The sequence below is a fragment of the Shewanella kaireitica genome, assembly GCF_023284045.1.
Lineage (GTDB): Bacteria > Pseudomonadota > Gammaproteobacteria > Enterobacterales > Shewanellaceae > Shewanella > Shewanella kaireitica.
In genome coordinates, this window is sequence record NZ_JAKIKQ010000009.1 from 64,264 (window position 1) to 90,211 (window position 25,948).

Below are 25,948 nucleotides of genomic sequence, written 5' to 3' on the forward strand. Positions count from 1 at the left end.
TCAGATCACTCCTTTATATCATCTGATTTTTTGACATCTTTATCCGATACAAAAGAATCTAAAATAATCAATCCCGCACCAACACAGATTGCTGAGTCAGCAATGTTAAATGCAGGGAAATGGCTGGTTTTCCAATAGAAATCCAAAAAGTCGACCACGAAGCCATGTTGCAAGCGATCGACCAAATTACCTAATGCCCCGCCAATCACTAATGTGTAGGCAAGGTTTAAGCGCCACATTTTAGTCGATTGCTGACGTAACCAGACCGAAAGCAAAATACTAAAACCAACTGCGACGAAGGTAAATAACCAACGTTGCCAGCCGCCTGCATCACTTAAAAAGCTAAAAGCAGCGCCATAGTTACGCACATAGGTAAAGTTAAAGACTGGCAATAACTGTATAGACTCATGTAGTTCAAAGCTCGACAACACCCACTGCTTAGACAGTTGGTCGGCAATAAATACCAACACAACTATCCAATACCAACGTAGGCCACTGTCTTTCCAAGAAGTGGGCATTACAGATCCTTTATGCAAACTGGCGAGTTTCGCCTTCACCTTCAATATTAGTTACACAGCGAGTACATAGAGTTGGATGCGAAGCCACTTGGCCAACATCTTCTCTATGGTGCCAGCAGCGCTCACACTTTTCTGCTTCAGACTTTTTAAGTCCAAGTTTCAGTGATGCAAGTTCAGTTTCAATCGCATCAGCTGGCGCTTCATTTAGTGCGACAACATCCGTTTTAGAAGTTAACAATACAAAGCGTAACTCATCACCAAGTGTGCTTAGCGCTGCAGACAGTGCTTCATCAGCGAACAGGGTAATTTCAGCTTCTAGTGAACCACCAATCTGCTTTTCACGACGGGCATTCTCTATCACTTTGTTGACTTCAGCGCGAACTGCCAGCAATTGATCCCAGTATTCATCACTCAAGTCTGAATCTAAAGTCACTGATTGCAGGCCTTCGTACCAAGTTTCAGTAAAGACAAATTCGCCACGCTCGCCAGGCAGAAGCTTCCAGATTTCATCGGCGGTAAAGCTCAATACTGGCGCGATCCAGCGAACCATAGCCTCAGAGATAAGGTACAGTGCAGATTGGCAGCTACGACGCGCGTTGCTGTCATCTTTTGCGGTGTACTGTCTATCTTTAATGATATCAAGGTAGAAACTACCAAGTTCAACAGAACAGAACTGCATCAACTTCTGTGTAACCAAGTGGAAGTTGTACTGATCGTACGCTTCAAGTAGTTCTTGTTGCAGCGCAGCTGCGCGGCGCACAACCCAACGATCCAGTGCAACCATATCTTCAACGGCAACCATATCTGTCTCAGGGTTAAAGCCATTGATGTTCGCAAGTAAGAATCGAGCAGTGTTACGGATACGACGATAAGCATCAGCACTACGCTTTAGGATTTCGTCAGATACCGTCATTTCACCACTGTAATCTGTCGCAGCAACCCATAAACGTAAAATGTCAGCACCTAGCTTATTGGTTACATGTTGCGGTGCAATCACGTTACCAACAGATTTAGACATCTTGCGGCCTTTACCGTCAACGGTAAAACCATGAGTCAGCACTTGCTTGTATGGCGCTTTGCCATTCATCGCAGTAGAGATCATTAATGATGACATAAACCAACCACGATGCTGATCGCTACCTTCTAGGTAAAGATCGATTTCGTGGCCGTTAAATTCTGGACGTGAAGCAACCACTGACGAGAATGTCGAACCTGAGTCATACCAAACATCTAACGTGTCAGTCACTTTACGGTACTGCTCAGCTTCATCACCTAATAACTCAGCTGCATCTAGATCCCACCAAGCTTGAATACCTTCTTGCTCGATACGATTAGCAACACGCTCCATCAGTGACACACTATCTGGGTGCAGTTCTTCGGTTTCACGATGTACAAACAGCGTAATTGGCACACCCCAAGTACGTTGACGAGAGATACACCAGTCAGGACGGTTCTCAACCATCTTTTCGATACGGCTCTGGCCCCAATCAGGGATCCATTGCGTTTGCTCAATTTCGCTCAACGCTTGCGTACGCAAACCTTTTTGATCCATAGAGATGAACCATTGTGGCGTAGCACGGAAAATAATCGGTGTTTTATGACGCCAGCAATGCGGGTAACTATGATTAATAGCCACATGATTAAGCAGCGCGCCTTTCTCTTCCAATAGTGCAACAACACTCTTGTTAGCTTTAAATACGTGCTGACCTGCAAATATTTCAGTATCGGCTTTATAGACACCGTTATCACCAACAGGATTAGCAACTTCTAAGCCGTATTTTTGACCAACAACAAAATCGTCTTGACCATGTCCAGGAGCGGTATGTACCACACCAGTACCAGAGTCGACCGTAACATGCTCACCAAGAATGACTGGCACATCAAAATCATAGAATGGGTGGTTAAAACGCAGTAGCTCAAGCTCGCTACCTAGCACGTTGGCTAGTACCTTGTGCGATTCGGCACCAAAACGCTCAACACATGATTCAACTAACTCTTGTGCTAACACTAGTGCTTGAGTTTGCCCATCTTTGACCATCTCAACCAAGGTGTATTCTAACTGTCCCGCAACCGACAATGCACGGTTAGCAGGCAGTGTCCAAGGCGTGGTGGTCCAGATAACCATTGAGATAGGATGCGCGTACTCAGTTAAACCAAATTTGGCTAACAGCGCTGGCTTATCAACAACGGTAAATGCAACGTCGATTGCCGGAGACATTTTGTCTTCGTACTCAACTTCAGCTTCAGCTAACGCAGAGCCACAGTCAGTACACCAATGCACGGGCTTAACACCTTTGTGCAAGTGACCACTGTCGATTACTTTTGATAGTGAGCGAACGATATTAGCTTCAGTGTTGTAATCCATCGTTAGGTAAGGGTTTTGCCAATCAGCAAATACACCTAAGCGGATAAAGTCATCGCGCTGACCGTCGACTTGCTTAGCAGCATATTCACGGCACTTTTGACGGAACTCAGAAGCGGTAACCTTATGACCAGGCTTACCCACTTTCTGCTCAACTTTAAGCTCGATAGGAAGACCATGGCAATCCCAACCAGGAATATAAGGTGCGTCAAAGCCAGACATGGTCTTGGACTTAATAATAATATCTTTAAGAATTTTATTAACTGAGTGGCCAATATGGATATCACCGTTTGCATATGGAGGACCATCATGCAAAATAAACGGTTTGCTATCTTTACGGCTTTCACGGATCTGTTGGTACAGTCCTTTCTCGTTCCAGGACTTCAACATCTCTGGCTCACGATTAGCCAAATTACCACGCATCGGAAACTCTGTTTCCGGCAAATTCAAAGTAGATTTATAGTCGCTCATTAACCCTTTACCGTTTTGTTAGCTAAGCTATTAGCCTGCATCGCTGCCAAGCAAAGCTTTCGCTCTGTCAGCATCATTTTTAATTTGTTTTTTCAGCGCATCTAGTGATCCAAATGGCTGCTCGTCTCTTATCTTTGCCACTAACTCAACTTCAACAGTTTTACCATAAAGGTCACCATCAAAATCAAATAAATGGACTTCTAACTGACATACTTGGCCGTTAACTGTTGGTCTAAAACCGACATTAGCTACGCCTTCATATATATCACTATTGTCCCAATAAAGCTTAACGGCAAACACACCTCTTACAGGGGTGACTTTGCGCTTTAATGCAATATTTGCAGTGGGAAAACCGATGGTTCTCCCAATTTTCTGGCCGTGCGCGACCTTGCCACTCAGGATATATGGGTGCCCAAGCAAGCGTCTTGCTTGTTCCATATTGCCCTCTGCAAGTAGTCGTCTGACTTCTGTAGAGCTAACGCGTTTATCACCAAGAACGAAACTTTGGGTACTCACTACCGCAAAGCCGAACTTCTCACCCGCTTTTCTCAGCATATCGAAGTTACCTTGACGCTGTTTGCCAAAGCAGAAATCATCGCCAACCACTAAATACTTTACACCAAGAGCTTTGACCAATAACTGCTCTACAAAATCTTCAGCTGTATAGTTAGCAAACTTCTTATTGAAGTTTATACAGAGCATTCTCTCAATTGATAACTCGTCAAGCAACATCACTTTATCGCGTAATAAGCTCAATCGAGCTGGTGCATTCTCACCGCGAAAAAACTCTTGTGGCTGCGGCTCAAATGTCATAACAACCGCAGGTAAGTCTAGATGCTTTGCCTTCTCTACTAGCCGATTAATCACTTCAGCATGGCCACGATGGACACCGTCAAAGTTGCCTATAGTTAATACGCAACCATGATGCTGAGGTAAAATATTATGAATACCGCGGATCAATTCCATTATCTTACACGACACATGAGAGTAAATGGGCGGATTATATACCAGCTAGCCTTTATAATCAGCACTCAAACTGCAGCTTTCATCTTCCAGGGACGAATTCCCAACAAAACTAAGCAAATAAAGTAGCAAATTGCTGCAATTGCAATCAACTTAACTAACTCAACACCACGTTCAGGCAACGAAAATGCTAACCAAGCAGCAATTGTCGGTTGCAAATAGTAGATGACAGCCACCATAACTAGCCCGGCAATAAATGTCTTAACCGCAAAAATAACCGTCGATGCACTCAACCTGTACACATCAGCTTTATGCAGCCCGCGATATAATAAGCATGCATTTAACAGTGCTGACATCGATGTCGCAATAGCCAAACCGACATAACCAAAAGGGATAGCAAATATTAGGTTGAAAACCATATTACTCACCATCGCGATGATGCCATAACGCACCGGCGTTTTAGTATCTTGGCGTGAGTAATAACCTGGCGCCAAAATCTTAATTAACATAAAACTGAGTAAACCGCTGCCGTATGCCATTAAGCTGTACGAGGCCATTTCTACATCTTCATAGGTAAAGGCACCGCGCATAAACAGCACCATCAACATTGGCTTAGCAAGCATAATCAAGCCACACATTGCAGGCAGTCCAAGTAGAATTATCGCTTTTACTCCCCAATCCATTGTTTGTGAAAAAGCTTGGCTTTCAGCATTTACATGACGTTTTGACAACGCCGGTAAAATGACTGTCGCAATCGCTATACCAAACAGGCCTAGCGGAAATTCAAGTAACCTATCTGAGTAATAGAGCCAACTAATAGAACCCGTCATTAAAAAACTGGCGATAAAGGTATCGAATAACAAGTTGATTTGTGACACTGACACACCGAATAGCGCTGGGATCATCAATGTTCTAATTTTGGTGACTCCCGGATGGCGCCATCCCCAACTTGGTTTTACAATCGCTTTTTCTCGTAATAGAAACGGAATTTGAAACAAAAACTGGATCAAACCACCAAAAAATACACCCCACGCCAAGCCGATTTCAGGCTGTTGTAAATTAGGTGCTAAAAATAGTGCCGCACAAATAATGGCTATATTAAGGAAAACAGGCGTAAACGCAGAGACAGCAAAACGACCGCGGGTGTTCAATATTGAACCAGCCAAAGCAGTAAAGGTGATAAACCAAAGATAAGGAAAGGTGATTTTTAGCATTAAAGAGGCAAGTTCAAACTTTTCTCCGCCGGGAGCATCGTTTAACCACGCAAGAAACCAACCACCACCAAAAAGGGCTGCTAACACTGGTGAAGCGATTACACCAAATAAGGTTACCACGCTAACAAGCACACCCAGTGTACCCGCCACTTTCCCTATAAGTTCCCTGACCTCTTCATCACTATTTTTTTCTTGGTACTCAGTTAACACAGGCACAAATGCTTGTGCAAAGGCACCTTCAGCAAAAAGTCGTCTTAAAAAGTTAGGGATCTTATTGGCGAAGAAAAAAACATCTGCACTGCTTCCTGCTCCCATCAAATTCGCGATAACCACATCACGAACCAAACCTAATACGCGCGAAATTAGTGTCATGGCACTGACTATCATGCCAGACCGAAATAGCTTTCTGCTCAAAACGTCCCCTGCTCTTGTTGTTAGAGCTAAAATACTTAGGCGATATCGCGCACAAAATAGCGCTTGCCTCTATTGTCTCAAAGCAATACCTGCTAGAATTGCGCACCATATTACACGAGTTAGGTTGAAGATAGCCAAGCTGGTTGGATTATTTTGAGTTAATCGAACTGATTCAATCATTGTCATTGACAAAGTGACATAAATAGGGCATATTCCTCGACCTTAAAAATACCAAACCCAGTTTTAGGAGTTGCACCTTGGCTAATAGCAAGTCTGCAAAGAAGCGCGCGCTTCAGTCTGAGAAGCGTCGTCAGCACAACGCAAGCCGTAGCTCAATGCTACGTACTTACGTAAAGAAAGTAATCGCTGCAATTAATGCAGGTGATCACGAAGCAGCTAAATCTGCTTTCGTAACAGCACAACCAATTGTTGACCGTATGGCGACTAAAGGTCTTATTCACAAGAATAAGGCTGCTCGTTATAAGTCACGCTTGAATGCTAAAATCAAAGCACTTGCTGCTTAATTTTTAGTTTCAAGTAATTAAAAACCGGCTTCGGCCGGTTTTTTTATGCCTGCAGTTTGTAGTATTCAAAATATCTACTACTCAAATTACAGACAAAAAAATAGAGAGGAACACCTCTCTATTTGTGACAACTTTTACAGCCCACATGAAAAAGAGAGCGGCGGCTCTCTCTTAAAAGGCTATTACGCCACTGTCTGTAAGCTTTCGCTGTAAATATTATTAAGTAGCTTAATAATCTCAGCGACTTCATCACTTTTTAACGAGTAATATACTGTTTGAGCTTCTTTGCGCGTTTCAACTAAATTGTCTTTACGTAACCACGCAAGGTGCTGCGAAAGCGCTGACTGGCTTAATCCCAATTTCTTGTTCATTTCACCAACGCACATCTCCCCTTCATTAAGAAGATAGCACAAGATAAACAGACGACGTTCATTAGCCATCGCCTTCAACAATACAACGGCATGGTCTGCTCGTTGCTGCATTAATTCTATATTCATTACGAGCTATTTCTCCTAAAACAAACCGACGGCCTAATATAGCGTTGCCTTACAGATATAGTCGGGACATGAAGCACACTTTTTGCTAGATTGTTTTCAAAAATGGGACATACGTAATAAAAACAAAGGAAACTCATGAAAAGTATCTATCTCAAAATAACTGCTGCAGTCTTTTTGTTCAGTTTGATTGGTTGCCAAACTCAAAAAATGAATAGCCAAAATGAGACGATTGCCAAGCAACTTCAACAGCAAGCATTAAGCTCAAATCTTGCTTACGAACTCGTCGAGTCATTAACTGTCGAAGTTGGGCCCAGACTCGCTGGCAGTGATAAAGATCTTATTGCGGTGCAGTGGGCAGAGTCTAAACTTAACTCTCTTGGTTTTGATAAAGTCTATAAAGAAGCAGTACAGGTGCCCGTATGGCACCGAGGAGACGCTAAAGCTTCTATCGTAGCCCCTTATCCCCAACCGCTTGTCATCACGGCTCTAGGCGGCAGTGTCTCAACACCTGAAAATGGTGTTGAGGCGAGTATCATTCGTTTCGACAGCTTAGCGGCTCTAAAACTTGCAGAACCTGCAGAGGTACAGGGAAAAATAGTATTTATCGATCACATTACTGAGCGTCACATTACCGGAAAAGGGTATGGTAAAAGTGTAGGCGGTCGCTCTAGAGGGGCTGTGGCGGCAGCAGAAAAAGGCGCTGTAGCCGTAATGATCCGCTCTATTGGCACCGACCATGACCGTATGGCTCATACCGGTATGATGAGATATAAAGAGGGTGTAGCAAAAATCCCAGCAGCCGCAATGTCTAGCCCTGATGCCGATTTGATCAACGCGATGTTAAAGCGTGATAGCAATATTACCGTTAATTTACAGCTTTCATCTCAAAACCAAGGCTTTGCCACTTCTTATAACGTCATAGCTGAAGTGACTGGTTCCAGTAAACCTGAAGAGATAGTATTAATTGGTGCTCATCTAGATTCTTGGGATGAGGGCACGGGCGCCATCGATGATGGAGCTGGTGTGGGTATTGTCACAGCCGCAGGAAAGCTAATTCAAGATCTCCCCACAAAGCCAGCGAGAACCATAAGAGTTGTATTATATGCAGCAGAAGAGGTTGGCCTCGTCGGTGGTAAAGCTTATGCAAAAGCACACCAAGCTGAGCTAGATAAACATTATATTGCCGCAGAGTCTGATTTTGGTGCTGGCCGAATCTATCAAGTTGATTTTAGAGCGAGTGAAAGTGCCTACCCGCAACTATTAGCCCTTTCAACACCAATGACGAACAATGGCGTTGTTTTGGGTACTAATAAAGCCTCAGGTGGCCCAGATGTCTCTATGCTACCTTCACAGGGGGTTCCTGTTGCTTCATTGAGACAAGATGGTACCGATTATTTCGATTACCACCACACACCAAATGATACTTTAGACAAAATTGAACCCGCCGCGCTTAAGCAAAATGTTGCAGCCTATGCACAGTTTGCTTACTTAATGGCACAGTCAACCATCGATTTACGTCCCATTGTGGCTAAATAGCCAACGTTGAATAACTAGGTAGACAAGTGCAAACAAAAAAGCAGCCATAAGGCTGCTTTTTTATTGATATGCGTTAAAAATTACTGCTCTTCTCGCAAGAACACAGGCGCAGTAACCGTTGACTCTGCTTCACTAAAATAATAACCAGCGCTATCAAATTTTATCAGTGCATCCAATGATTCGACATTGTTGTCCAGAATATAGCGCACCATCATCCCCCGAGCTTTCTTAGCAAAGAAGCTGATCACCTTATATTGACCGTTCTTTTTGTCCTTAAAGACTGGCGTCACTAAGTTTGCGGTCAACTGTTTATGTTTAACAGCTTTAAAGTACTCGTTAGAAGCAAGGTTGATTATGAACTCATCGCCTTGAGCTGCAGTTGTCTGGTTAATCTCATCAGTAATAATATCGCCCCAGAACTGATAAAGATTTGTCCCTCTAGCATTGCTTAAGCGCGTGCCCATCTCTAATCGATAAGCTTGCATTAAGTCTAAAGGTTTCAGTAATCCATATAGGCCAGATAGGATCCGTAGCTGCTGCTGCGCTTTCTGTAAGCTAGCTTCTGATAATGTATCAGCATCAAGCCCCGTATAAACATCACCTCTAAAGGCAAATACCGCTTGCTTAGCGTTGTCAGGGGTGAAATCAGGGGTCCAACTACTGAATCTCGCCACATTAAGACCAGCAATTTTATCACTAACCTTCATTAACGAGGCAATATCACTTGGCGTTAGCTTACGGCAGACATCAATCAATTGCTCACTTTGACCCAACAGCGTAGGAATAGAGTAACTCTGAGTCGCAGCCGGGTTTTCGAAGTCTAGTGTTTTTGCAGGTGAAACCAAAATTAGCATGTGATGTCCTATACATAGATATTGTTAAACTGTGACAATCATACTGATCAAAAACAAAAAAACCACGCTTATAAAGCGTGGTTTTTTAGATTGCGCTAATTCAACTTACCGCATCAAGCTTAAACTCTTGTTTAAGACTTGTTGGTCGCGCTCTGTTCATCAGACCATTCACCAGTCTCAACACCTTTTATTTCAGGGAATTGAGTGGCATCAAATGTTGGCACCAAACCTTGCTTGATTTGACGTTCGTAATCTTTAACAACAGCAAATGCGACCTTAGACAGCATCACAATCGCAGCAATATTGACTAGAGCCATAAGTCCCATGGAGACATCAGCGAAGTTCCAAACCAACTGCAACGAAGCCACAGAACCAGTCATTACCATCGCCAATACTAGAGCGCGGAAAATATAAAGAATTTTCTTACTCTTAGTCAGGAACATGATGTTGTTTTCTGCATAGCTATAGTTAGCAATAATAGATGAGAAACAAAATAGTATTATTGCGAATGCAATGAAGTATGCAGACCAACCACCGAGCTCATTGCTAAGCGCTAACTGCAATAGACCAATACCCTTCTGCTCACCTGGATTATCTAACACACCAGATAGTAAGATAATTGCCGCAGATGCACTACAGATAACTATCGTATCAACAAATACGCCAATCATCTGTACAAAGCCTTGTGACGCAGGATGGTTCGGATTTGGCGTTGCAGATGCAGCAATGTTCGCAGCGCTACCCATACCCGCTTCGTTTGAGAACAAGCCACGAGCAATACCCGCCATCATTGCGCCCATCGCACCACCAGCAGCTTCTTCCCAGCCAAATGCACTCTTAACAATTAACGTTAATGCAGCTGGCACCTGGTCAATATTAATAACCAAAACAACCATTGCGATAGCTAAGTATGCGACGGCCATCACTGGCACGATAAGCTCAGAAGCGCGTGCAACCTTTTTCAAGCCACCACAAATAATATAAGCAGAAGCCATAACAATGACTAAGCCAACAAGTGTCTTATCCAAACCGAATGCGTTATTCAATGCATCGGTCATGGTGTTAGCTTGTGCTGCGTTGAAAGCAAAACCAAAAGCAATAATAAGTAGTATGGAGAATAGTATTCCCATCCACTTCTTACCTAGGCCTTTCTCCATGTAATAAGCAGGGCCACCACGATATTGCCCTTCACTGTCTTTAACTTTGTAGACTTGAGCAAGCGTTGACTCGATAAACGCCGTTGCCATACCAAGAAGTGCAATTAGCCACATCCAGAAAATAGCACCTGCGCCACCTACAGTTATCGCAACAGCAACACCAGCCATATTACCGGTACCAACACGAGCAGCCATTGAAGTACAAAATACCTGAAATGAGGAGATACCATTGACTTTTTCGCGTCCCTGGAGCACTAACTTAACCCCATGGCCAAACAATCTAAACTGTATAAAGCCCAAACGAAGTGTAAAGAGTACGCCTGCGGCAACTAGAACATAGATCAGCAAGCTTCCCCACAACACACCATTGACGGCATTGATCGTAGATTCAACTGCATTAATTAACGGTTCGAACATAATTATTATTTATCCCCACGACAAACATAATCGAGCGTTGTGACACTGGATTAGGTTTGGCTTGTGTTTATCCTTCCTAATGTATTTAAATGTCGGCAGATTTTCTTTTTGAATTATCCATACGTGATTAAATTACTGTCACGCCTGCCGCATTCCGCGCTGCAAAATAGCATAGCATTGCTTTAACCCTGAGTGATACAGATCACACATCATCATTTAGCTGACATCCGAATCACAGGAACTATTAAACATATCTAACTAGATTAACTAAAATAACACACCATTTACATCTAGTTTTACTACATTTATCAGTACAAATTACTTTCTATAAATAAGATGTAGGACACGTTTTTGTAATAAAATTACAAATATAGTAGTTCCCATCAAATTTGTTTAACTTTCTGATTACGTAAATGGGGTTATTTATGTCACATCAACAAGAGATCGTTTCCTTAAAGAAGTTCGTTAGAGCAACTAACTTTTTGGCGACATCACAAATTTACCTAAAGCAAAACGTGCTACACAAACGTGCTTTAGCTCACACTGATATTAAGCCAAGACTACTTGGTCACTGGGGAACATGCCCAGGAATTAACTTCGTATACGCGAACGTTAATAGATTGATTACTAAGCATAATCGCTCGTTTGTATACCTTGTTGGCCCTGGTCACGGTTTCCCTGCAGTACAAGCTAACCTCTTCATGGAAGGTTCGCTTAGTCATTTTTATCCTGACACCATCCCATATAATGAAGACGGTATCACTGATATTTGCCAAAAGTTCTCTGCAGCATATGGCTACCCTTCTCATGCAAACCCTGAAGCACCAGGTCAAATCCTAGAGGGTGGTGAACTTGGTTACTCACTTTCAGTTGCGTGGGGCGCCGTACTTGATAACCCTGATTTAATTGCTGCTTGCCTAATTGGTGATGGCGAATCTGAAACAGGCCCTCTTGCCGCTTCTTGGTATGCAAACCGTCTGGTATCACCAAAGAACAACGGTGCAGTACTTCCTATCGTACACATTAATGGCTACAAGATTTCAGGCCCTACTCGTATGGGAAGAATGAGCCATGAAGAACTTGATTTAGAATTCCGTGGTCTTGGTTACCACCCAATCATTGTTGATGATGAGCTAGAACAAGATGTCTATGAGCAGATGACTGCCGCAATGGACTTATCTTATGAGATGATCAACGACATTCAAACTCGCGCTAGAGCGGGCGAAGATGTTGTTAAGCCACGCTGGCCTGTTATTTTAATGCGCACTGCGAAAGGTTGGACTGGTACTGCAGAGTATAATGGTAAGAAGCTTGAAGGTAACTGCGAATCTCACCAAGTTATTGTCAACAAATGTGCAACTGATAAAGGTCATCTTGATGCACTAAACACTTGGCTTGCCAGCTACAAATTTAACGAACTTTACAGCATTAACGAGCAAGGTGAGCTGATTTTCGACAAAGACATTCAGTCTCTTATTCCACCGAAAGAACTATCTTGTGGTCGTCAGCACTTAAGTTATGGCGGTGAAGTGGTTCGTGCTCTTGCGAATCCAGATCTTGAGAAGCTAGCTTACGGTCCTGAGACTCCTCGTGGTCAGCGTGGTCTATCCATGTTCAAGATGGGTGAGTGGATGCGTGACGCATTTAAACTTAACCGTGACCAGCGTAACCTACGTATCTTCTGCCCAGATGAAACCTATTCAAACCAGCTACAAGCTGTATTCGAAGAAACTGACCGCGCATGGCAGTGGCCTATCGAAAGTTGGGACGAGGATATGTCTCGTGATGGTCGTGTCATTGAGCTGTTATCTGAGAACCTACTTTTCGGTATGCTCCATGGTTACACAGTAACTGGCCGTCATGCGATGTTCCCAACTTATGAAGCTTTCTCACAAGTTGTATCGTCTATGGCTGACCAATACTGTAAATACGTTTATGCGAGCCAAGGTGTACATTTCCGTAAACCAGTGCCTGCATGTAATGTAGTGCTTTCGTCACTGCTTGAGCGCCAAGACCACAATGGTTACTCTCATCAGAATCCATCTTTCCTAGGTGCGATGCTAGAAAAACATCCAAAGATTATCTCTGCTTACCTACCTGCAGATGGTAACAGTACTTTGGTTTACACCGAACGCGCATACGCTGATCGTGACAAGCTCAACATACTTGTAGCCGGTAAGAAAGATCTACCACAGTGGCTAACACTTGATGAAGCACGTCAACAAGCTAAAGATGGTGTCATGGTTTGGGATTTCGCTTCTGATGAAAACCCAGACGTGGTACTTGTTGGGTGTGGTGATTACGTGACTCAAGAAGCGATGGCTGCACTGGTACTCATTAGAGAACTATTACCACGTGTACGTATTCGTTTTGTTAGTGTCACAGAACTTACTAGCAGCGGGTTAGGTAGCTTAGACTTCCAAAGCAAGCCATGGTTAATGGACGAAGTATTCACCGCGGATAAAGGCGTAGTATTCAACTACCACGGCTACCCGAATACGATTAAGAAACTAGTGTTTGACTACAAAGGCAGCGACCGTTTCAGAATCAAAGGCTACGAAGAAGAAGGTTCAACAACGACACCATTTGATATGGGCGTTCGTAACGGTACTTCACGCTACCACCTTGTTATTGATATGGCCTACAAACTATTCCAGCAAGGTGTTATTGATGAGACACAACACGTCGCATTAACCACAGATATGCTGCAACGTTTGGTTGACCACAGAAACTACATCAAAGCTAACGGTGTTGACCCTGTAAGTATCGAAAACTGGGTGTGGACGCGATAACGCCTCCTCAAATTAATCCAATTAAAAAGGTGCCTTCTCAAGAAGGCACCTTTTTTTTATTATCAACCCAAGCATTTATATTAACAATAAAGTGGAAAATGTTACATCTACGACGGATAATAGTGTCAGCCAGCTATAAAACCAAAGGATCTCCGTGATAAGTGCTGGCACTACCTAAGTATTAAGTAGACGGAGGAGTTTTATAAATAAAACATAAGGACTACGAATGATGAACAAAACTCTACAAGCAGTATTGCTGACTTCAATGCTACCTTTCGCTGCTAGCGCAGCTGACGGTATGAGCCCTTGGTACGTTGGTGGCGGTGTCGGTATCAATAACTACGAGCCCAATTGCGATCAAAAAACCATGAAAACTTGTGGCGATGATGATCCATATGCATGGGATGTATTTGCTGGTTACCTATTTAACGATTACTTTGGTGTTGAGTTAGGCTATCGCGACTTAGGCCGCGCTGAATGGGTGGACTACTCAAACAAGCTTAATGACGTCGGTGCTCGAGGCATGAACCTAGGTTTAGTCGCATTTTGGCCATTTGCCAACCGCTGGAGCTTATCAGCAGAAGCTGGCGCACTGAACTACCTCATCTCCAACAACAAAAATTACGGCAGCGAATACTATAGTGATAGCGGAGTAGCGCCATACATTGGTGCAGGTATCGGCTACAATATTACCGATAACCTAAAGCTACAAGCTAAGTATCGTCGTTATGAAAACCTAGACGAAGACAAGTGGAAAACACTAGAGATGGAGAGTAACTATTGGGGACTTGAGTTAAGTTACCGTTTCGGCAGCAAATCTAAGCCAATAGTACCTGTAGCAGTTGTGATCGGTGATGCCGATAGTGATGGCGTTAATGACGATATAGACCAATGTCCAGATACCCCAGCCACTCACAAAGTTGATAGTAATGGTTGTACTATCTATCAAGACGCCGAAGATAAATTTGAGATTGAAGCTAAATTCGCCAGTAACTCTGCCACTGTAAAAGAGTCATCTTATAGTGATATTAAGGATCTAGCCGAATACATGAGTAAGCACCCAAATTCAGAAGTCGTCATAGCCGGTCACGCCTCTAATACTGGCGCAGCTGACTACAATATGGCGTTGTCTGAGCGCCGTGCAATTGCTGTTGCTGATATTCTAATCAACAAGTATGGAGTTGCACCGGGTAAAGTGTCATCTAAAGGCTACGGTATCACTCAACCATTAATTGAAGGCCGTTCAATAGAAGCTAACCAAGCAAACCGTCGTATTGAAGCACATGTAAGCGGCACAGAAAAAGTGCCAGTGCTAAAGTAAGAACTATCAATCTACATCACTATACATCTCATTATTTCGATAATATTTGATATAGTATTTGTTGGATGATTTAAACAAGCTCACAGCTTTTAATGGCTGTGAGCTTTTTGTTTAATTGTTGCAGCCACTATACTCAACAGCTAAGGTTTAGCTCATTACTCAATATTTTTGTTTTAGCAGTCTGTGGCACAGGAATTTCATCAGACTGCAAGAATGAAACGTTAACATTAGTAGCAATATTACCAAAAAAAGCTGTTTTACTGATTTTTTGCAACTTTTCTGTAATTTTTTTTCATATTTAGTTGGAATGATCATTAAAATGGCTTTTAATACCTGCTAATTAACCATCAAACTTATGCTGCTCATTGAGAAGGATGTAATTCACATGGCCAACACATTAGAACAACTTAAACCCATCACTACTATCGTGGCGGATACTGGTGATATTGAAGCCATAAAACGTTACCAGCCAGAAGATGCAACTACGAACCCATCACTCATTCTAAAAGCATCACAAATTCCTGAATACAGTGGCCTCATTGAAAACGCCATTACTTGGGCAAAAAGCCAAAGTGACGATCTTGAACAGCAAATTGAAGATGCTGGCGATAAACTTGCGGTAAATATTGGTTTAGAGATCCTTAAAATTGTTCCTGGTCGCATCTCTACTGAAGTCGATGCACGTCTATCTTTCGATAAAACTGCTTCTATCGCAAAAGCACACAAGCTTATCAAGCTGTACAAAGAAGCGGGTATCGACAAGTCACGTATTTTGATCAAGCTTGCCTCTACATGGGAAGGGATCTGCGCAGCGAAAGAGCTTGAACAAGAAGGTATTAACTGTAATCTAACGCTACTATTTAGTTTCGCTCAAGCTCGAGCTTGTGCAGAAGCAGGTGTCTACCTAATCTCTCCATTTGTAGGCCGTATCTTAGATTGGTATAAGAAAGATACAGGTCTAGAGTACTCAGCGGCAGAAGATCCAGGTGTTGTGTCTGTCACAAGTATCTACAACTACTATAAGCGTCATGGCTTTAACACTGTAGTCATGGGCGCGAGTTTCCGTAACACCGGTGAAATCATCGAATTGGCTGGCTGTGATAGACTGACCATTGGCCCAGCGCTGTTAGAAGAGTTATCAAACAGCAGTACGCCTATCGTACAAAAATTGCTACCTGCAACAGAAACGGTTGCGGCCGAGCCTGCGATGTCTGAAGCACAGTTCCGCTGGGAATTTAATGAAGACCCAATGGCGGTAGAAAAGCTAGCTGAAGGGATCCGTAACTTTGCTGTAGACCAAGGTAAACTTGAAGTCATGCTTAAAGCAGAGCTATCGTCTTAAAGGAATAGGACTACTAAAATGACCGAACTGACTCAGCTTGCCAGTTGGCAAGCACTAGAGCTGCACAGTAAAACCGTGCCGCACATGCGCGAGCTATTTAAGCAACAGCCACAGCGATTCGATGATATGTCTACCAAGGCATGCGGCTTGCTTTTAGATTACTCTAAAAATAGAGCTTCAACAGAAACTTTGTCACTGCTTTTTGCATTGGCAAAAGAATCTAAACTTGAAGAAAAAATCAAAGCAATGTTTGCTGGTGACACAATTAATAATACTGAGCAGCGAGCAGTACTGCACACAGCACTTCGAGCGCCAAAAGATAAGGTTATAAACGTTGACGGTGTCAACATTGTTGCTGAAGTTCAGCAAACCTTAGACAAGATGGAAGGCTTTGTTGGCTCGGTAACAACAGGTAACTGGAAAGGCTATACAGGCAAAACCATTACTGACGTTGTGAGTATTGGCATTGGTGGGTCATTTTTAGGTCCTAAAATAGTCTCCCAAGCGCTGCGTCCATATTGGACTGGACAGCTAAATTGTCATTTTGTTGCCAATGTTGATGGCACATCTATTACTGAAAAGCTTAAAGGACTCAATGCAGAGACAACATTGTTTGTCATGTCCTCTAAATCTTTCGGCACCCAAGAGACATTGACCAATACATTAAGTGCTAAAGATTGGTTCTTAGCACAGGGGGCTACCCAGTCAGATGTTGCTAAGCACTTTGTTGCCGTTAGTTCTAATGTGGCTAAAGCCACTGAATTTGGTATTGATGCTAATAACATCTTCCCAATGTGGGACTGGGTTGGTGGACGTTACTCACTATGGTCGGCAATTGGTTTACCTATCGCATTGCTTGTTGGTATGGACAACTTTCGTGAGCTGCTTACTGGCGCCCACGAAATGGATAATCACTTCCTTGAGACCCCGCTCGAAAGCAATATGCCGGTGATCATGGGAATGTTTTCTCTTTGGTACGGTAATTTCTTTAATGCGCAATCTCACGTCGTACTGACATACGATCACTACTTACGTGGCCTGCCCGCATACTTCCAACAGCTTGATATGGAAAGTAACGGAAAATCAGTCACGCTTAATGGCACTGATGTGGATTACAGCACTGGACCTGTGATCTGGGGCGGTGAAGGCACGAATGGACAGCATGCCTACCACCAGCTGTTACACCAAGGTACTGCGCTTATCCCAGCCGATTTTATTATGCCATTGAACAGCCATAATCCAATTGGTGAGCACCATGTTCAGCTAGCCTCAAACTGCTTTGGCCAAACCCAAGCATTAATGCAGGGAAGGACTTTCGACGAAGCATTAGCAGAATTAAGCGCTAGCTCATTGTCAGATAGTGAAAAGCAGCTTATTGCGCAACACAAAGTGATGCCAGGTAATAAACCTAGCAACACACTGCTGATGGACAAGCTTACACCTACAACATTGGGTGCGCTGATTGCACTGTATGAACACAGAACTTTTGTTCAAGGTGCAATATGGCAGATCAACTCTTTTGATCAATGGGGTGTAGAGCTAGGTAAACAGTTGGGTAATGATGTGCTGGACAGATTGACAGCTCAATCTGAGGCAACAGATTTAGATACCTCAAGTAATGCGCTAATTAACCTATTCAAGCAGAATAAAATTTAACCATTCAGTTTAATAGTTAATTACACTAAAAAAGCCAGTTTCGACTGGCTTTTTTGATTTCCATTGTCAACATCCCCAAATAAACATGAATAAAATTCAAGTTTATCCAGATTAACGCCTCCAGCCCAACATTGAAATTTCATAATCAGTTAACATAAATGAAACATTTATGTTGCACCATGCTTGAAAAACATGCTATTTATTTGATGACAAAATAAACAACAGGAGGTTGCCATGAATCGACTAGATTATGGTAGTGCGCTAGATAGTATAGTTGAGAAGCCAAGCCGCTCGAGAAGCTCCAACAAAAAGCGGAAGTGGCGTGAAATTGAAGCTCTAAAGGAAAAGCACCGTTTACTTAAAGAACTTCAAGACATTGACACCAGCTTTGAAGGTGAATTGGACACCCTCCTGATGTAACCATAAAAAAAGAGCGTTTAGGCGCTCTTTTTTTGTCTCTGATATTCGTTAGAGGCATAGCTACTCATCAGACTCAATATACTCTTTCAACTCTTCAAACAACACATTATCGCTTTCACTAAATAACGGGTCATCAATAAGCCTTGCATCACACATCTGCACAACGGTTTGCCAATCCGTTTCCGTTATCACATTCTGCCATTTAGGAAAGACTGTCGATTCCTCAAAATCCATATGCGACTGCTGTATATCAACATAATTTTCTAAGTCATTGACTAGCTGCTCTTTAGAAACCACAACATCGCTTAAAATAAGATTCAGAGTAGCCATTAACGAGGCTGATGCATCAACTAGCTTCTTATGCTCTGATGTGAGCGTTTCGTTAATATGCGCCCTGCCTAACTTGTTCCAATAAAACTCAGAGATCACCTCCTCCAACGGGTGGTGACTGTGTTCAGCGTAGCTCTGCATATATTCAACAATGTCGCGAACCAAGTTGTAATTAATCCCTTCACCCGCCGCTAGCTTAATATGTTTGGTTTTTAAAATCTTAAGCAAAATACCAATATGCTTGTGATCGTGCATGAGTCTGGCTAGCATAGTTTTCTCCACCCGAATTAAGCCCCACTAGATACAATATTAGTAAACCGTACGAATAACACCCAACTATAACAAAATGATAATCAATCTGTTCGTGATTGAGATCAACAAAATTGGATTATGTTACAATCACTTACTCCATTGCTTGAAGTAAACATTAAAAGAATAAGATTCATTTTCATTGCCGTTAAGCCGCAGGCTGCCTTGCAACACAAATACAGGAAAACGCCATAATGCAACCACAACACCTTATTGGCGCCCATGTCAGCGCTTCTGGCGGAATAGCTAATGCGCCAATAAACGCCGCTTCCATCGGTGCCAATGCTTTCGCACTCTTTACCAAAAATCAACGTAGATGGGTAAGCAAACCTTTAGATGAAGCGCAGATAGCACTGTTTCAAAAAAACTGCGCGGAAGCTAATATCTCAATGGATGCCATCCTCCCCCATGACAGTTATCTTATAAACTTAGGCCACCCCGATGATGAGTTGCTTACAAAGTCGAGAGAAGCCTTCTATGACGAAATCGCAAGGTGCGAACAGATAGGTTTAACTCTACTTAACTTTCACCCTGGCAGCCATCTAAGGCAGATAGATACAGACAAGTGCTTATCGCGCATTAGTGAATCGATAAACTTTGCACTATCACAGTCAACTAAAGTCACTGCTGTCATCGAAAATACCGCAGGTCAAGGCTCTAACCTAGGCCATAGCTTTGAACAGCTGGCACAGATAATTGATGGAGTTGAAGATAAGTCACGGGTTGGCATCTGTATCGATACCTGTCATATGTTTGCGGCGGGCTATGATATTCGCAGTCAAGAGAGCTGTCTGTCAGCCTTTAACTTGTTTGATAAAGTTGTCGGTAATCGCTATTTAAAAGCAATGCACCTTAACGACAGCAAAACTAAGCTTAATAGCCGAGTAGATCGCCATGAGTCATTAGGCAAAGGGGAAATAGGTGCTGAGGCATTTTCAACGTTAATGACGCTTGAAGCTGTGAAAGGGATCCCACTGATTTTAGAAACGATAGACGCCGCTCTTTGGCCAGCTGAAATTAACTGGCTACGTAGCTTAGTGCCACAATAGAAAAGTAGGAAGGAGCGGAGCTAAAGTAAACACTTATAGATCACTGCAACAACCCGTGTAGGTTCACCTTGATCGATTTGCAACCACACTATGTGCGTGCCTTGGATCTCCTCACCCTGTTTGATAGCGCTGAGCTTAGCATCGGCCAGCGCATTTTCGCCACGTCCAACGCCGGTAACCATGGCAAAGCTATCGCAGTGAGTCACTTCAAAGTCGTATGCTTCATTTATTCTATGGTAAAGCTGAAACTCTTCGCTAGCGCAACCACTTAATAGAGTCACTAATAATATACTGACAAAGAAACGTAACACCGATATGCACCCACAAGGAAAACTGCGCGCAATAATATAGAATATGTAGAGCAAAAAAAATGGTGCAAATAACAGTAAGAGAGATTTAAACGATACATTTAGAATCACCTGTAAACACGCGAAACCCTCCCAGCATATACATAACAACAGTTACACATAAAAGTACGTAAAAATACAGGCGGCGCACATACCAAACACAATAAAAGAGAAACCATAACAGCTTCCCTTTTATCTTATTTGAGTTTAATCAATAAATTTATTTGTCTAATACGTCAAACAAGTGAGCCTTCAAGACGTCAAAATCGGCTGCCAGTTCTGCCGACAAAATAGTCTTAGGTACAACATTTTCAAGCGCTGGCGGAAGTGCTAACTCTATCTCTAACACTTGCTCGACCACTTCGTTAAACTTAGCAGGATGCGCTGTGCCAAGGAAAATCCCTTTTTCATCTGCAGACATTGTTTGATTCAATGCAAAAGCGGCAATTGCCGCATGAGGTTCAGATAGGTATCCACCATTATGTAGCGCTTTAACAGAATTACAGGTATCAGCTTCAGAGACTCCAACGCCTTTAATCTCGGCCAAAGACCAGTTCATCGCCTTAACAATCGCCTCGACTCTTGGCCAGTTACTTGGCTCTGCCACATCCATTGCATTAGACATAGTTGCCACTGTTAACTGCGGCGACCACTCACCATTATCCAGGTAGCGTGGCACGGTATCATTGCTATTAGTCGCAGCGATAAAGCGCTTAACGGGTAGTCCCATCGCTTTAGCAAACAAACCAGCAGTCAGATTACCAAAGTTACCACTTGGTACTGCAATAACAGGAGCATCATTATTGCTTTGTCTGTATTGCGCAACAGCCTCAAAGTAATAACAAATCTGTGCCAGCAAGCGACTAATGTTAATTGAGTTTGCCGAGTTAAGGTGCAAGCCGTCACGGATATCACTGTCTTCGAATGATTGTTTTACCAAGGTCTGGCATGCATCAAAATCGGCACTTACTGCAACAGTATGAATATTGTCACCTAATGTAGTGAACATCTTCTCCTGCAATAGACTGATTTTGCCTTTGGGGTACAGAACGACAACATTGATATTATCAAGTCCGTAAAATGCATCAGCAACCGCGGCGCCAGTATCCCCTGAGGTCGCTGTTAGAATGTTTATCTTTTCATCTTTAGCTAACTCATTTAGACATTGCGCCATAAAACGGGCGCCAAAATCTTTAAAGGCTAACGTAGGACCATGAAATAGCTCCAAGCTATAGAGGTTTTTATCTGCTTGTACCAAAGGCAGTTCAAAATTGAATGCTTTCTCAACCAATCGATCTACAGTCTCTTGTCCCAGTTCCGACGCAAGCCAAGCTCCAATGATTTTTTTACTGCGTTCAACAAACGGCAAGGCAAGGATACTGTCGATACCTTCTAAGCTAGGGATGCTTTTAGGAAAGAAAAGCCCACGATCTTTTCCAAGCCCAAGTTTGACTGCTTCAGTAAAGCTCACGACTTGTGAGGGATGCTTTAGGTTGTACAATTCCATGACTATTTCCTTTAATTCTTTATATCTATTCGCTAATTGCGCTGCATTAGGCAAAAGCATAAAAATCTATTTAGACGCGACGCGCCCCTAAATCATCAATTTGACATATATGAGAAAAACCCAGTTCAGGATCTATGTAGTGTTCATCGAGCCACAGCTTGGCAGCTTGTGCTGTTTCCGCATCATCTGTAATGGTAAACAGGGTCGGACCACTGCCCGAAATTCCTGTGGTCAACATGCCTAACTCACTCAGTGCAGACTTTGCTTGCTGATATTGTGGGATCTCAGCGGCGCGATATGGCTCAGCAAGTACATCTTTTAGTACCGCAATAGCAAGCTTGTCATCTTGCTTATAGCAAGCATGTACAAACGCACTTAAGTAACGACCAAAATCGATGGTCGTTTGCTTTGAATAATGCTCAGGCATTAAGCCACGCATGCGTGCTGTTGATAATGAAATACCAGGGTAAGCGACCACCCAGTACCACTGCTTAAAAGTCGGTATAGGTTCACAAATGGCTTGCGGGGTATCTAGCATTAACTGCATACCACCTAGAAAACAAGGAGCCACATTGTCGTAATGCACAGAGCCACTAATCTTACCTTCAAAGTCACCCATGAGTTTGAGTACTTGCAGCTCGGAAAATGGTTGCTCAAAATACTCATTGAGTGCCATCAATGCAGCAACAACTGAGCTAGCACTAGAGCCTAAACCACTGCCAACAGGTAGGTTCTTCTCCAGCGTCAGCTTAAGCCCTACATTTTGTCCTAAATGCTCAAGGAAAAAAACAGCACATTGATACACTATATTTTCATCTTGCTTGGCAGGAAGCTTGTTAGCCCAATGACCGACAACAACGAGTTCAAGCCCTTGCTCAGCGCTTTCAACGGTGACCTTATCACCGAGTAAGCTACCATCAACAGGTGCTAACGCGCCGCCGAGTAAGTCAAAACCCACCCCAACATTGCCCATTGAAGCAGGGGCATAGATAGTTACGCTCATACGCCCACCTCACGTGTCCAGTTCAACGTCCTTAAGATATCTGCAAAAGCACCAGCCGCAGTGACATCCGTTCCGGCACCATAACCTCTTAATACAAATGGGATGGGTTGATAGTAGCGACTATAAAATGCCAAGGCATTCTCGCCACCTTTAACGCTATAAAGTGGGTCACTGGCATCCACTTCAGCTATTTTCACTTTACAGCCTTCATCATCAATCTGTCCGACGTAACGTAGTACTTTCCCTTCGGCTTTCGCCGCCTCAATGCGTTGTGCAATGGCAGCATCAACAGAGGGTAAATTCGCCATAAATGCGTCAACATCGCCAGATGCATCAAATGACTCAGGCAATACTGATTCCACATTTATGTCTGATAACTCAAGCTCCATACCCACTTCACGAGCCAGTATGAGTACTTTTCGCGCAACGTCCATACCACTTAAATCATCACGAGGGTCTGGTTCTGTAAAGCACTTGTCTCTGGCAATACTAGTGGCCTGAGATAGCGTCATCCCCTCATCTAACATACCAAAGATGTACGATAAACTGCCCGATAAAATGCCATTAAAGCGTAGTAGTTTATCACCGGCAAATAGTAGCTTTTTAAGGTTGTCGATAACAGGCAGCCCCGCACCAACGGTTGTTTCATAAAGGAACTGACGGCGCTGCGTTAACGCTGTTTGACGCAGAGAACGATAGTAATCCATGTCACGAGTATTGGCCTTCTTATTTGGCGTAACAACGTGCAATCCGGCATTCATTACCGCAAGATATTGATCAGAGATAAACTCACTAGAGGTACAATCCACAAGCACTGGGTTTAACAGCTGTTGCTCTTTAGCCCATAGCAGCATCTCTTCAATATTGGCGGTCTGCTTTGTTGCGGCTAATAACCCCTGCCAGTTAGACAAATCGATACCCTGAGCATCCAATAGCATCTGTTTAGAGTTGGCAATACCACAAACACGAACAGCAATATGCTGCTCTTTTAACATTTGACGCTGATGTTTAATCTGCTCAAGTAAACCGGCACCCACATTACCGCAGCCAACAAGGAATACATCTAAATAGTGCTGCACATCAAAGAATGATTGATGACAGGCAGATATCGCATGTTTGGTTTTTCGCTGCTCGACAACTGCAGAAATAGAGCGCTCAGATGAGCCCTGTGCAATAGCAACAATATTGACTGTCGCCTGCGCCAGAGCTTGGAAGAATTTGGCGGCAACGCCCTTATGGGTGCGCATACCATCACCAATTAAAGAGACAATAGCCAATTGATGGCGCATCTCGATAGGTTCCAGTAACTCACTCTTAAGTTCTAAGTCAAACTCCTGCTCTAACGCATATTTCGCTTTAGCAGCATCTTCGGTAGCGACACAGAAGCTAATACTGTATTCAGAGGAACTTTGAGTGATCAGTGATACTGACACGCCAGAACGAGATATAGCGCCTAATGTACGACTTGCCATCCCCACCATGCCTTTCATGCCCGGGCCTGACACATCAAACATGGTTTGATCATCGAGATTTGAGATCGCTTTTACATTGAGTCCGGTTTCATCTGGCTCATTAGACACTAAGGTGCCAACGGCTTGGGGGTTTAACGTGTTTCGGATATAACAAGGAATGTGGTATTGAGCAATTGGCGCTACTGTTTTTGGGTGTAAAACTTTCGCGCCAAAATAGGAAACTTCCATCGCCTCTTGGTAACTCATCTGTGAAAGAAGTTTGGCGTCGCTGACCACTCGCGGGTCCGTATTGTAAACACCATCGACATCGGTCCAGATCTCACAACAGCTTGCTTGTAGGCACGCTGATAGTACCGCTGCAGAATAATCGGAGCCATTCCGACCTAAAGTCACTATCTTACCGTCGCTATCTCCAGCGGTAAAACCTGGCATAACCCACACATGAGCAGCGCTCAGATCTAACTCGCCGAACCGTAGCTTACTCGCTTCAATATCGACCACAGACTCCAACCGCGGACCATATCCTACCAGCAGAGATTCTGGTTCCAATATCGCTGACGAATAGTCAGCCGCCTTCATCACTTCAACCATCAATGCAGAAGACAGTTTCTCACCGCCTACTAACACAGCGGCCTCTACACTCTCTGGACACTCATTGAGTAGGCTCATACCAGCAAGCTTATCGCTCCAAAAGCTCATCTGCTGTTGTAATCGATTAGCTAAGTGTTGATTTTGTTCGTCAGTTAAAGAACTCGCTGCCTCAGCATATAAAGCATTAAACACCTGCTCAACTTTAGCTAATACAACTTTATAGTCGCCGCCCTTTACCGCGACCTCTACCATTTCAATTAAACCATTGGTCACCGTTGCTGGCGCAGATAATACCACCGCAGTACTCTCAGCTTTTGCCGACTGGATTACAATATCGGCTGCAGTTCTAAATCGCTGCCAATTTGCGAGCGAGGTTCCACCAAATTTCATTACTTTCATCGAAAACTCCTTGTGCCGCGCCACGTTAAGAAACAAAAAAGCCCGCTCCTTTGTGGGGAGCGGGCTTGATATTTAACTTATATCAGGTTGTGCTTAGCCCGCCCCCACGTTGGTAATCGTGGTGGTTGTAATAATCGTGGTGATCATTAACTGATGGCTAGACATATAAATTAGGTTTAATCCAATTGGAATAATTTGTGTGCTAACAGAATTGCTTTTTAACCAAGAAGTGTCAACCCCTAAATTATCATTATTGTTATTAATGACCATTTTCTCGAGTAAACAGCAATAAAGCGCTATAAATGGTAATTTTAATAAGTAGTCGTTAATACTCCTTTACAGTCTCAAATGTTACGTTAACGTAAACATAAACAGCGACAACACACATATCATTGTTAATTAAACGATTTTACAGAGTTGAAATACTGCAAAAATTAATACGGATTAACGCTATGGGTAATAGTCAAATCTTATAACTGAGGC

20 protein-coding genes are annotated in these 25,948 nt (G+C 43.2%); 8 read left to right on the plus strand and 12 right to left on the minus strand.

Annotation, left to right across the window (positions count from 1 at the left end):
- Positions 1 to 5 precede the first annotated feature (5 nt).
- The 4 genes from lspA to murJ all read right to left on the minus strand — a co-directional run bounded on the left by lspA (position 6) and on the right by murJ (position 5,942).
- Complete coding sequence (lspA, locus tag L2730_RS12630) at positions 6 to 518, minus strand: signal peptidase II (protein ID WP_248974920.1); 513 nt, start codon at positions 516 to 518, stop codon at positions 6 to 8.
- A gap of 10 nt (positions 519 to 528) precedes the next feature.
- Entirely contained in the window at positions 529 to 3,351 is a 2,823-nt protein-coding gene (gene ileS / locus L2730_RS12635; protein ID WP_248974921.1) for an isoleucine--tRNA ligase, read from the minus strand.
- 30 nt (positions 3,352 to 3,381) lie between these two features.
- On the minus strand, positions 3,382 to 4,317 hold the full coding sequence (gene ribF / locus L2730_RS12640; protein ID WP_248974922.1) for a bifunctional riboflavin kinase/FAD synthetase: 936 nt from the start codon (positions 4,315 to 4,317) through the stop codon (positions 3,382 to 3,384).
- A gap of 65 nt (positions 4,318 to 4,382) precedes the next feature.
- Positions 4,383 to 5,942 (minus strand): murein biosynthesis integral membrane protein MurJ, encoded by a 1,560-nt coding sequence (gene murJ, locus L2730_RS12645; RefSeq protein WP_248974923.1) that lies wholly within the window; start codon positions 5,940 to 5,942, stop codon positions 4,383 to 4,385.
- Between the two features lie 257 nt (positions 5,943 to 6,199).
- Between murJ and rpsT the strand changes: the two genes are divergently transcribed.
- Positions 6,200 to 6,466, plus strand: coding sequence for a 30S ribosomal protein S20 (gene rpsT, locus L2730_RS12650; protein ID WP_248974924.1), 267 nt, complete (start codon positions 6,200 to 6,202; stop codon positions 6,464 to 6,466).
- A 182-nt stretch (positions 6,467 to 6,648) separates the two neighbouring features.
- Here rpsT and L2730_RS12655 read toward each other — a convergent pair whose 3' ends face one another.
- Positions 6,649 to 6,963: an ArsR/SmtB family transcription factor gene (locus L2730_RS12655; RefSeq protein WP_020913760.1), complete on the minus strand. Its 315-nt coding sequence runs from the start codon at positions 6,961 to 6,963 to the stop codon at positions 6,649 to 6,651.
- 135 nt (positions 6,964 to 7,098) lie between these two features.
- Between L2730_RS12655 and L2730_RS12660 the strand changes: the two genes are divergently transcribed.
- The gene (locus L2730_RS12660; protein WP_248974925.1) at positions 7,099 to 8,499 is read left to right on the plus strand and encodes a M20/M25/M40 family metallo-hydrolase; all 1,401 of its coding nucleotides are present in this window, start codon (positions 7,099 to 7,101) and stop codon (positions 8,497 to 8,499) included.
- Between the two features lie 80 nt (positions 8,500 to 8,579).
- Here the strand turns inward: L2730_RS12660 and yaaA are convergent, their stop codons facing one another.
- Together yaaA and L2730_RS12670 are read right to left on the minus strand one after the other, a co-directional pair.
- Positions 8,580 to 9,353, minus strand: coding sequence for a peroxide stress protein YaaA (yaaA, locus tag L2730_RS12665; protein WP_248974926.1), 774 nt, complete (start codon positions 9,351 to 9,353; stop codon positions 8,580 to 8,582).
- Positions 9,354 to 9,484: 131 nt separating this feature from the next.
- Positions 9,485 to 10,927: an alanine/glycine:cation symporter family protein gene (locus L2730_RS12670; protein WP_248974927.1), complete on the minus strand. Its 1,443-nt coding sequence runs from the start codon at positions 10,925 to 10,927 to the stop codon at positions 9,485 to 9,487.
- Positions 10,928 to 11,352: 425 nt separating this feature from the next.
- Here L2730_RS12670 and L2730_RS12675 point away from each other — a divergent pair, with 425 nt between their 5' ends.
- The 5 genes from L2730_RS12675 to L2730_RS12695 all read left to right on the plus strand — a co-directional run bounded on the left by L2730_RS12675 (position 11,353) and on the right by L2730_RS12695 (position 18,458).
- Positions 11,353 to 13,719 carry a phosphoketolase family protein gene (locus L2730_RS12675; protein ID WP_248974928.1) on the plus strand — a complete coding sequence of 789 codons (2,367 nt, stop codon included), beginning with the start codon at positions 11,353 to 11,355 and terminating at the stop codon, positions 13,717 to 13,719.
- A gap of 226 nt (positions 13,720 to 13,945) precedes the next feature.
- Entirely contained in the window at positions 13,946 to 15,040 is a 1,095-nt protein-coding gene (locus L2730_RS12680; protein ID WP_248974929.1) for an OmpA family protein, read from the plus strand.
- 385 nt (positions 15,041 to 15,425) lie between these two features.
- The gene (gene tal, locus L2730_RS12685; RefSeq protein WP_248974930.1) at positions 15,426 to 16,382 is read left to right on the plus strand and encodes a transaldolase; all 957 of its coding nucleotides are present in this window, start codon (positions 15,426 to 15,428) and stop codon (positions 16,380 to 16,382) included.
- 18 nt (positions 16,383 to 16,400) lie between these two features.
- Positions 16,401 to 18,038: a glucose-6-phosphate isomerase gene (pgi, locus tag L2730_RS12690; RefSeq protein ID WP_248974931.1), complete on the plus strand. Its 1,638-nt coding sequence runs from the start codon at positions 16,401 to 16,403 to the stop codon at positions 18,036 to 18,038.
- A 234-nt stretch (positions 18,039 to 18,272) separates the two neighbouring features.
- Positions 18,273 to 18,458 (plus strand): DUF3545 family protein, encoded by a 186-nt coding sequence (locus L2730_RS12695; RefSeq protein WP_020913769.1) that lies wholly within the window; start codon positions 18,273 to 18,275, stop codon positions 18,456 to 18,458.
- Between the two features lie 60 nt (positions 18,459 to 18,518).
- Here the strand turns inward: L2730_RS12695 and L2730_RS12700 are convergent, their stop codons facing one another.
- On the minus strand, positions 18,519 to 19,058 hold the full coding sequence (locus tag L2730_RS12700) for a hemerythrin domain-containing protein (RefSeq protein WP_248974932.1): 540 nt from the start codon (positions 19,056 to 19,058) through the stop codon (positions 18,519 to 18,521).
- A gap of 233 nt (positions 19,059 to 19,291) precedes the next feature.
- Between L2730_RS12700 and nfo the strand changes: the two genes are divergently transcribed.
- Complete coding sequence (gene nfo / locus L2730_RS12705) at positions 19,292 to 20,146, plus strand: deoxyribonuclease IV (protein ID WP_248974933.1); 855 nt, start codon at positions 19,292 to 19,294, stop codon at positions 20,144 to 20,146.
- Between the two features lie 20 nt (positions 20,147 to 20,166).
- Here nfo and L2730_RS12710 read toward each other — a convergent pair whose 3' ends face one another.
- The 4 genes from L2730_RS12710 to thrA all read right to left on the minus strand — a co-directional run bounded on the left by L2730_RS12710 (position 20,167) and on the right by thrA (position 25,465).
- On the minus strand, positions 20,167 to 20,457 hold the full coding sequence (locus L2730_RS12710) for a hypothetical protein (protein ID WP_044556026.1): 291 nt from the start codon (positions 20,455 to 20,457) through the stop codon (positions 20,167 to 20,169).
- 256 nt (positions 20,458 to 20,713) lie between these two features.
- Entirely contained in the window at positions 20,714 to 22,000 is a 1,287-nt protein-coding gene (gene thrC / locus L2730_RS12715; protein ID WP_248974934.1) for a threonine synthase, read from the minus strand.
- A 70-nt stretch (positions 22,001 to 22,070) separates the two neighbouring features.
- Positions 22,071 to 23,003, minus strand: coding sequence for a homoserine kinase (gene thrB, locus L2730_RS12720; protein WP_248974935.1), 933 nt, complete (start codon positions 23,001 to 23,003; stop codon positions 22,071 to 22,073).
- Positions 23,000 to 25,465, minus strand: coding sequence for a bifunctional aspartate kinase/homoserine dehydrogenase I (thrA, locus tag L2730_RS12725; RefSeq protein ID WP_248974936.1), 2,466 nt, complete (start codon positions 25,463 to 25,465; stop codon positions 23,000 to 23,002). Before thrA ends, thrB begins: the two co-directional genes overlap by 4 nt.
- Positions 25,466 to 25,948 lie beyond the last annotated feature (483 nt).

Excerpts from the sequence above, each read along its gene's own strand:
- pgi (WP_248974931.1), top strand. The coding sequence starts at position 16,401 with ATGACCGAACTGACTCAGCTTGCCAGTTGGCAAGCACTAGAGCTGCAC.
- tal (WP_248974930.1), top strand. The coding sequence starts at position 15,426 with ATGGCCAACACATTAGAACAACTTAAACCCATCACTACTATCGTGGCG.
- thrA (WP_248974936.1), bottom strand. The coding sequence starts at position 25,465 with ATGAAAGTAATGAAATTTGGTGGAACCTCGCTCGCAAATTGGCAGCGA.
- nfo (WP_248974933.1), top strand. The coding sequence starts at position 19,292 with ATGCAACCACAACACCTTATTGGCGCCCATGTCAGCGCTTCTGGCGGA.
- L2730_RS12675 (WP_248974928.1), top strand. The coding sequence starts at position 11,353 with ATGTCACATCAACAAGAGATCGTTTCCTTAAAGAAGTTCGTTAGAGCA.
- L2730_RS12655 (WP_020913760.1), bottom strand. The coding sequence starts at position 6,963 with ATGAATATAGAATTAATGCAGCAACGAGCAGACCATGCCGTTGTATTG.
- ribF (WP_248974922.1), bottom strand. The coding sequence starts at position 4,317 with ATGGAATTGATCCGCGGTATTCATAATATTTTACCTCAGCATCATGGT.
- L2730_RS12695 (WP_020913769.1), top strand. The coding sequence starts at position 18,273 with ATGAATCGACTAGATTATGGTAGTGCGCTAGATAGTATAGTTGAGAAG.
- ileS (WP_248974921.1), bottom strand. The coding sequence starts at position 3,351 with ATGAGCGACTATAAATCTACTTTGAATTTGCCGGAAACAGAGTTTCCG.
- L2730_RS12670 (WP_248974927.1), bottom strand. The coding sequence starts at position 10,927 with ATGTTCGAACCGTTAATTAATGCAGTTGAATCTACGATCAATGCCGTC.
- yaaA (WP_248974926.1), bottom strand. The coding sequence starts at position 9,353 with ATGCTAATTTTGGTTTCACCTGCAAAAACACTAGACTTCGAAAACCCG.
- L2730_RS12680 (WP_248974929.1), top strand. The coding sequence starts at position 13,946 with ATGATGAACAAAACTCTACAAGCAGTATTGCTGACTTCAATGCTACCT.
- thrC (WP_248974934.1), bottom strand. The coding sequence starts at position 22,000 with ATGGAATTGTACAACCTAAAGCATCCCTCACAAGTCGTGAGCTTTACT.
- L2730_RS12660 (WP_248974925.1), top strand. The coding sequence starts at position 7,099 with ATGAAAAGTATCTATCTCAAAATAACTGCTGCAGTCTTTTTGTTCAGT.
- L2730_RS12700 (WP_248974932.1), bottom strand. The coding sequence starts at position 19,058 with ATGCTAGCCAGACTCATGCACGATCACAAGCATATTGGTATTTTGCTT.
- thrB (WP_248974935.1), bottom strand. The coding sequence starts at position 23,003 with ATGAGCGTAACTATCTATGCCCCTGCTTCAATGGGCAATGTTGGGGTG.
- lspA (WP_248974920.1), bottom strand. The coding sequence starts at position 518 with ATGCCCACTTCTTGGAAAGACAGTGGCCTACGTTGGTATTGGATAGTT.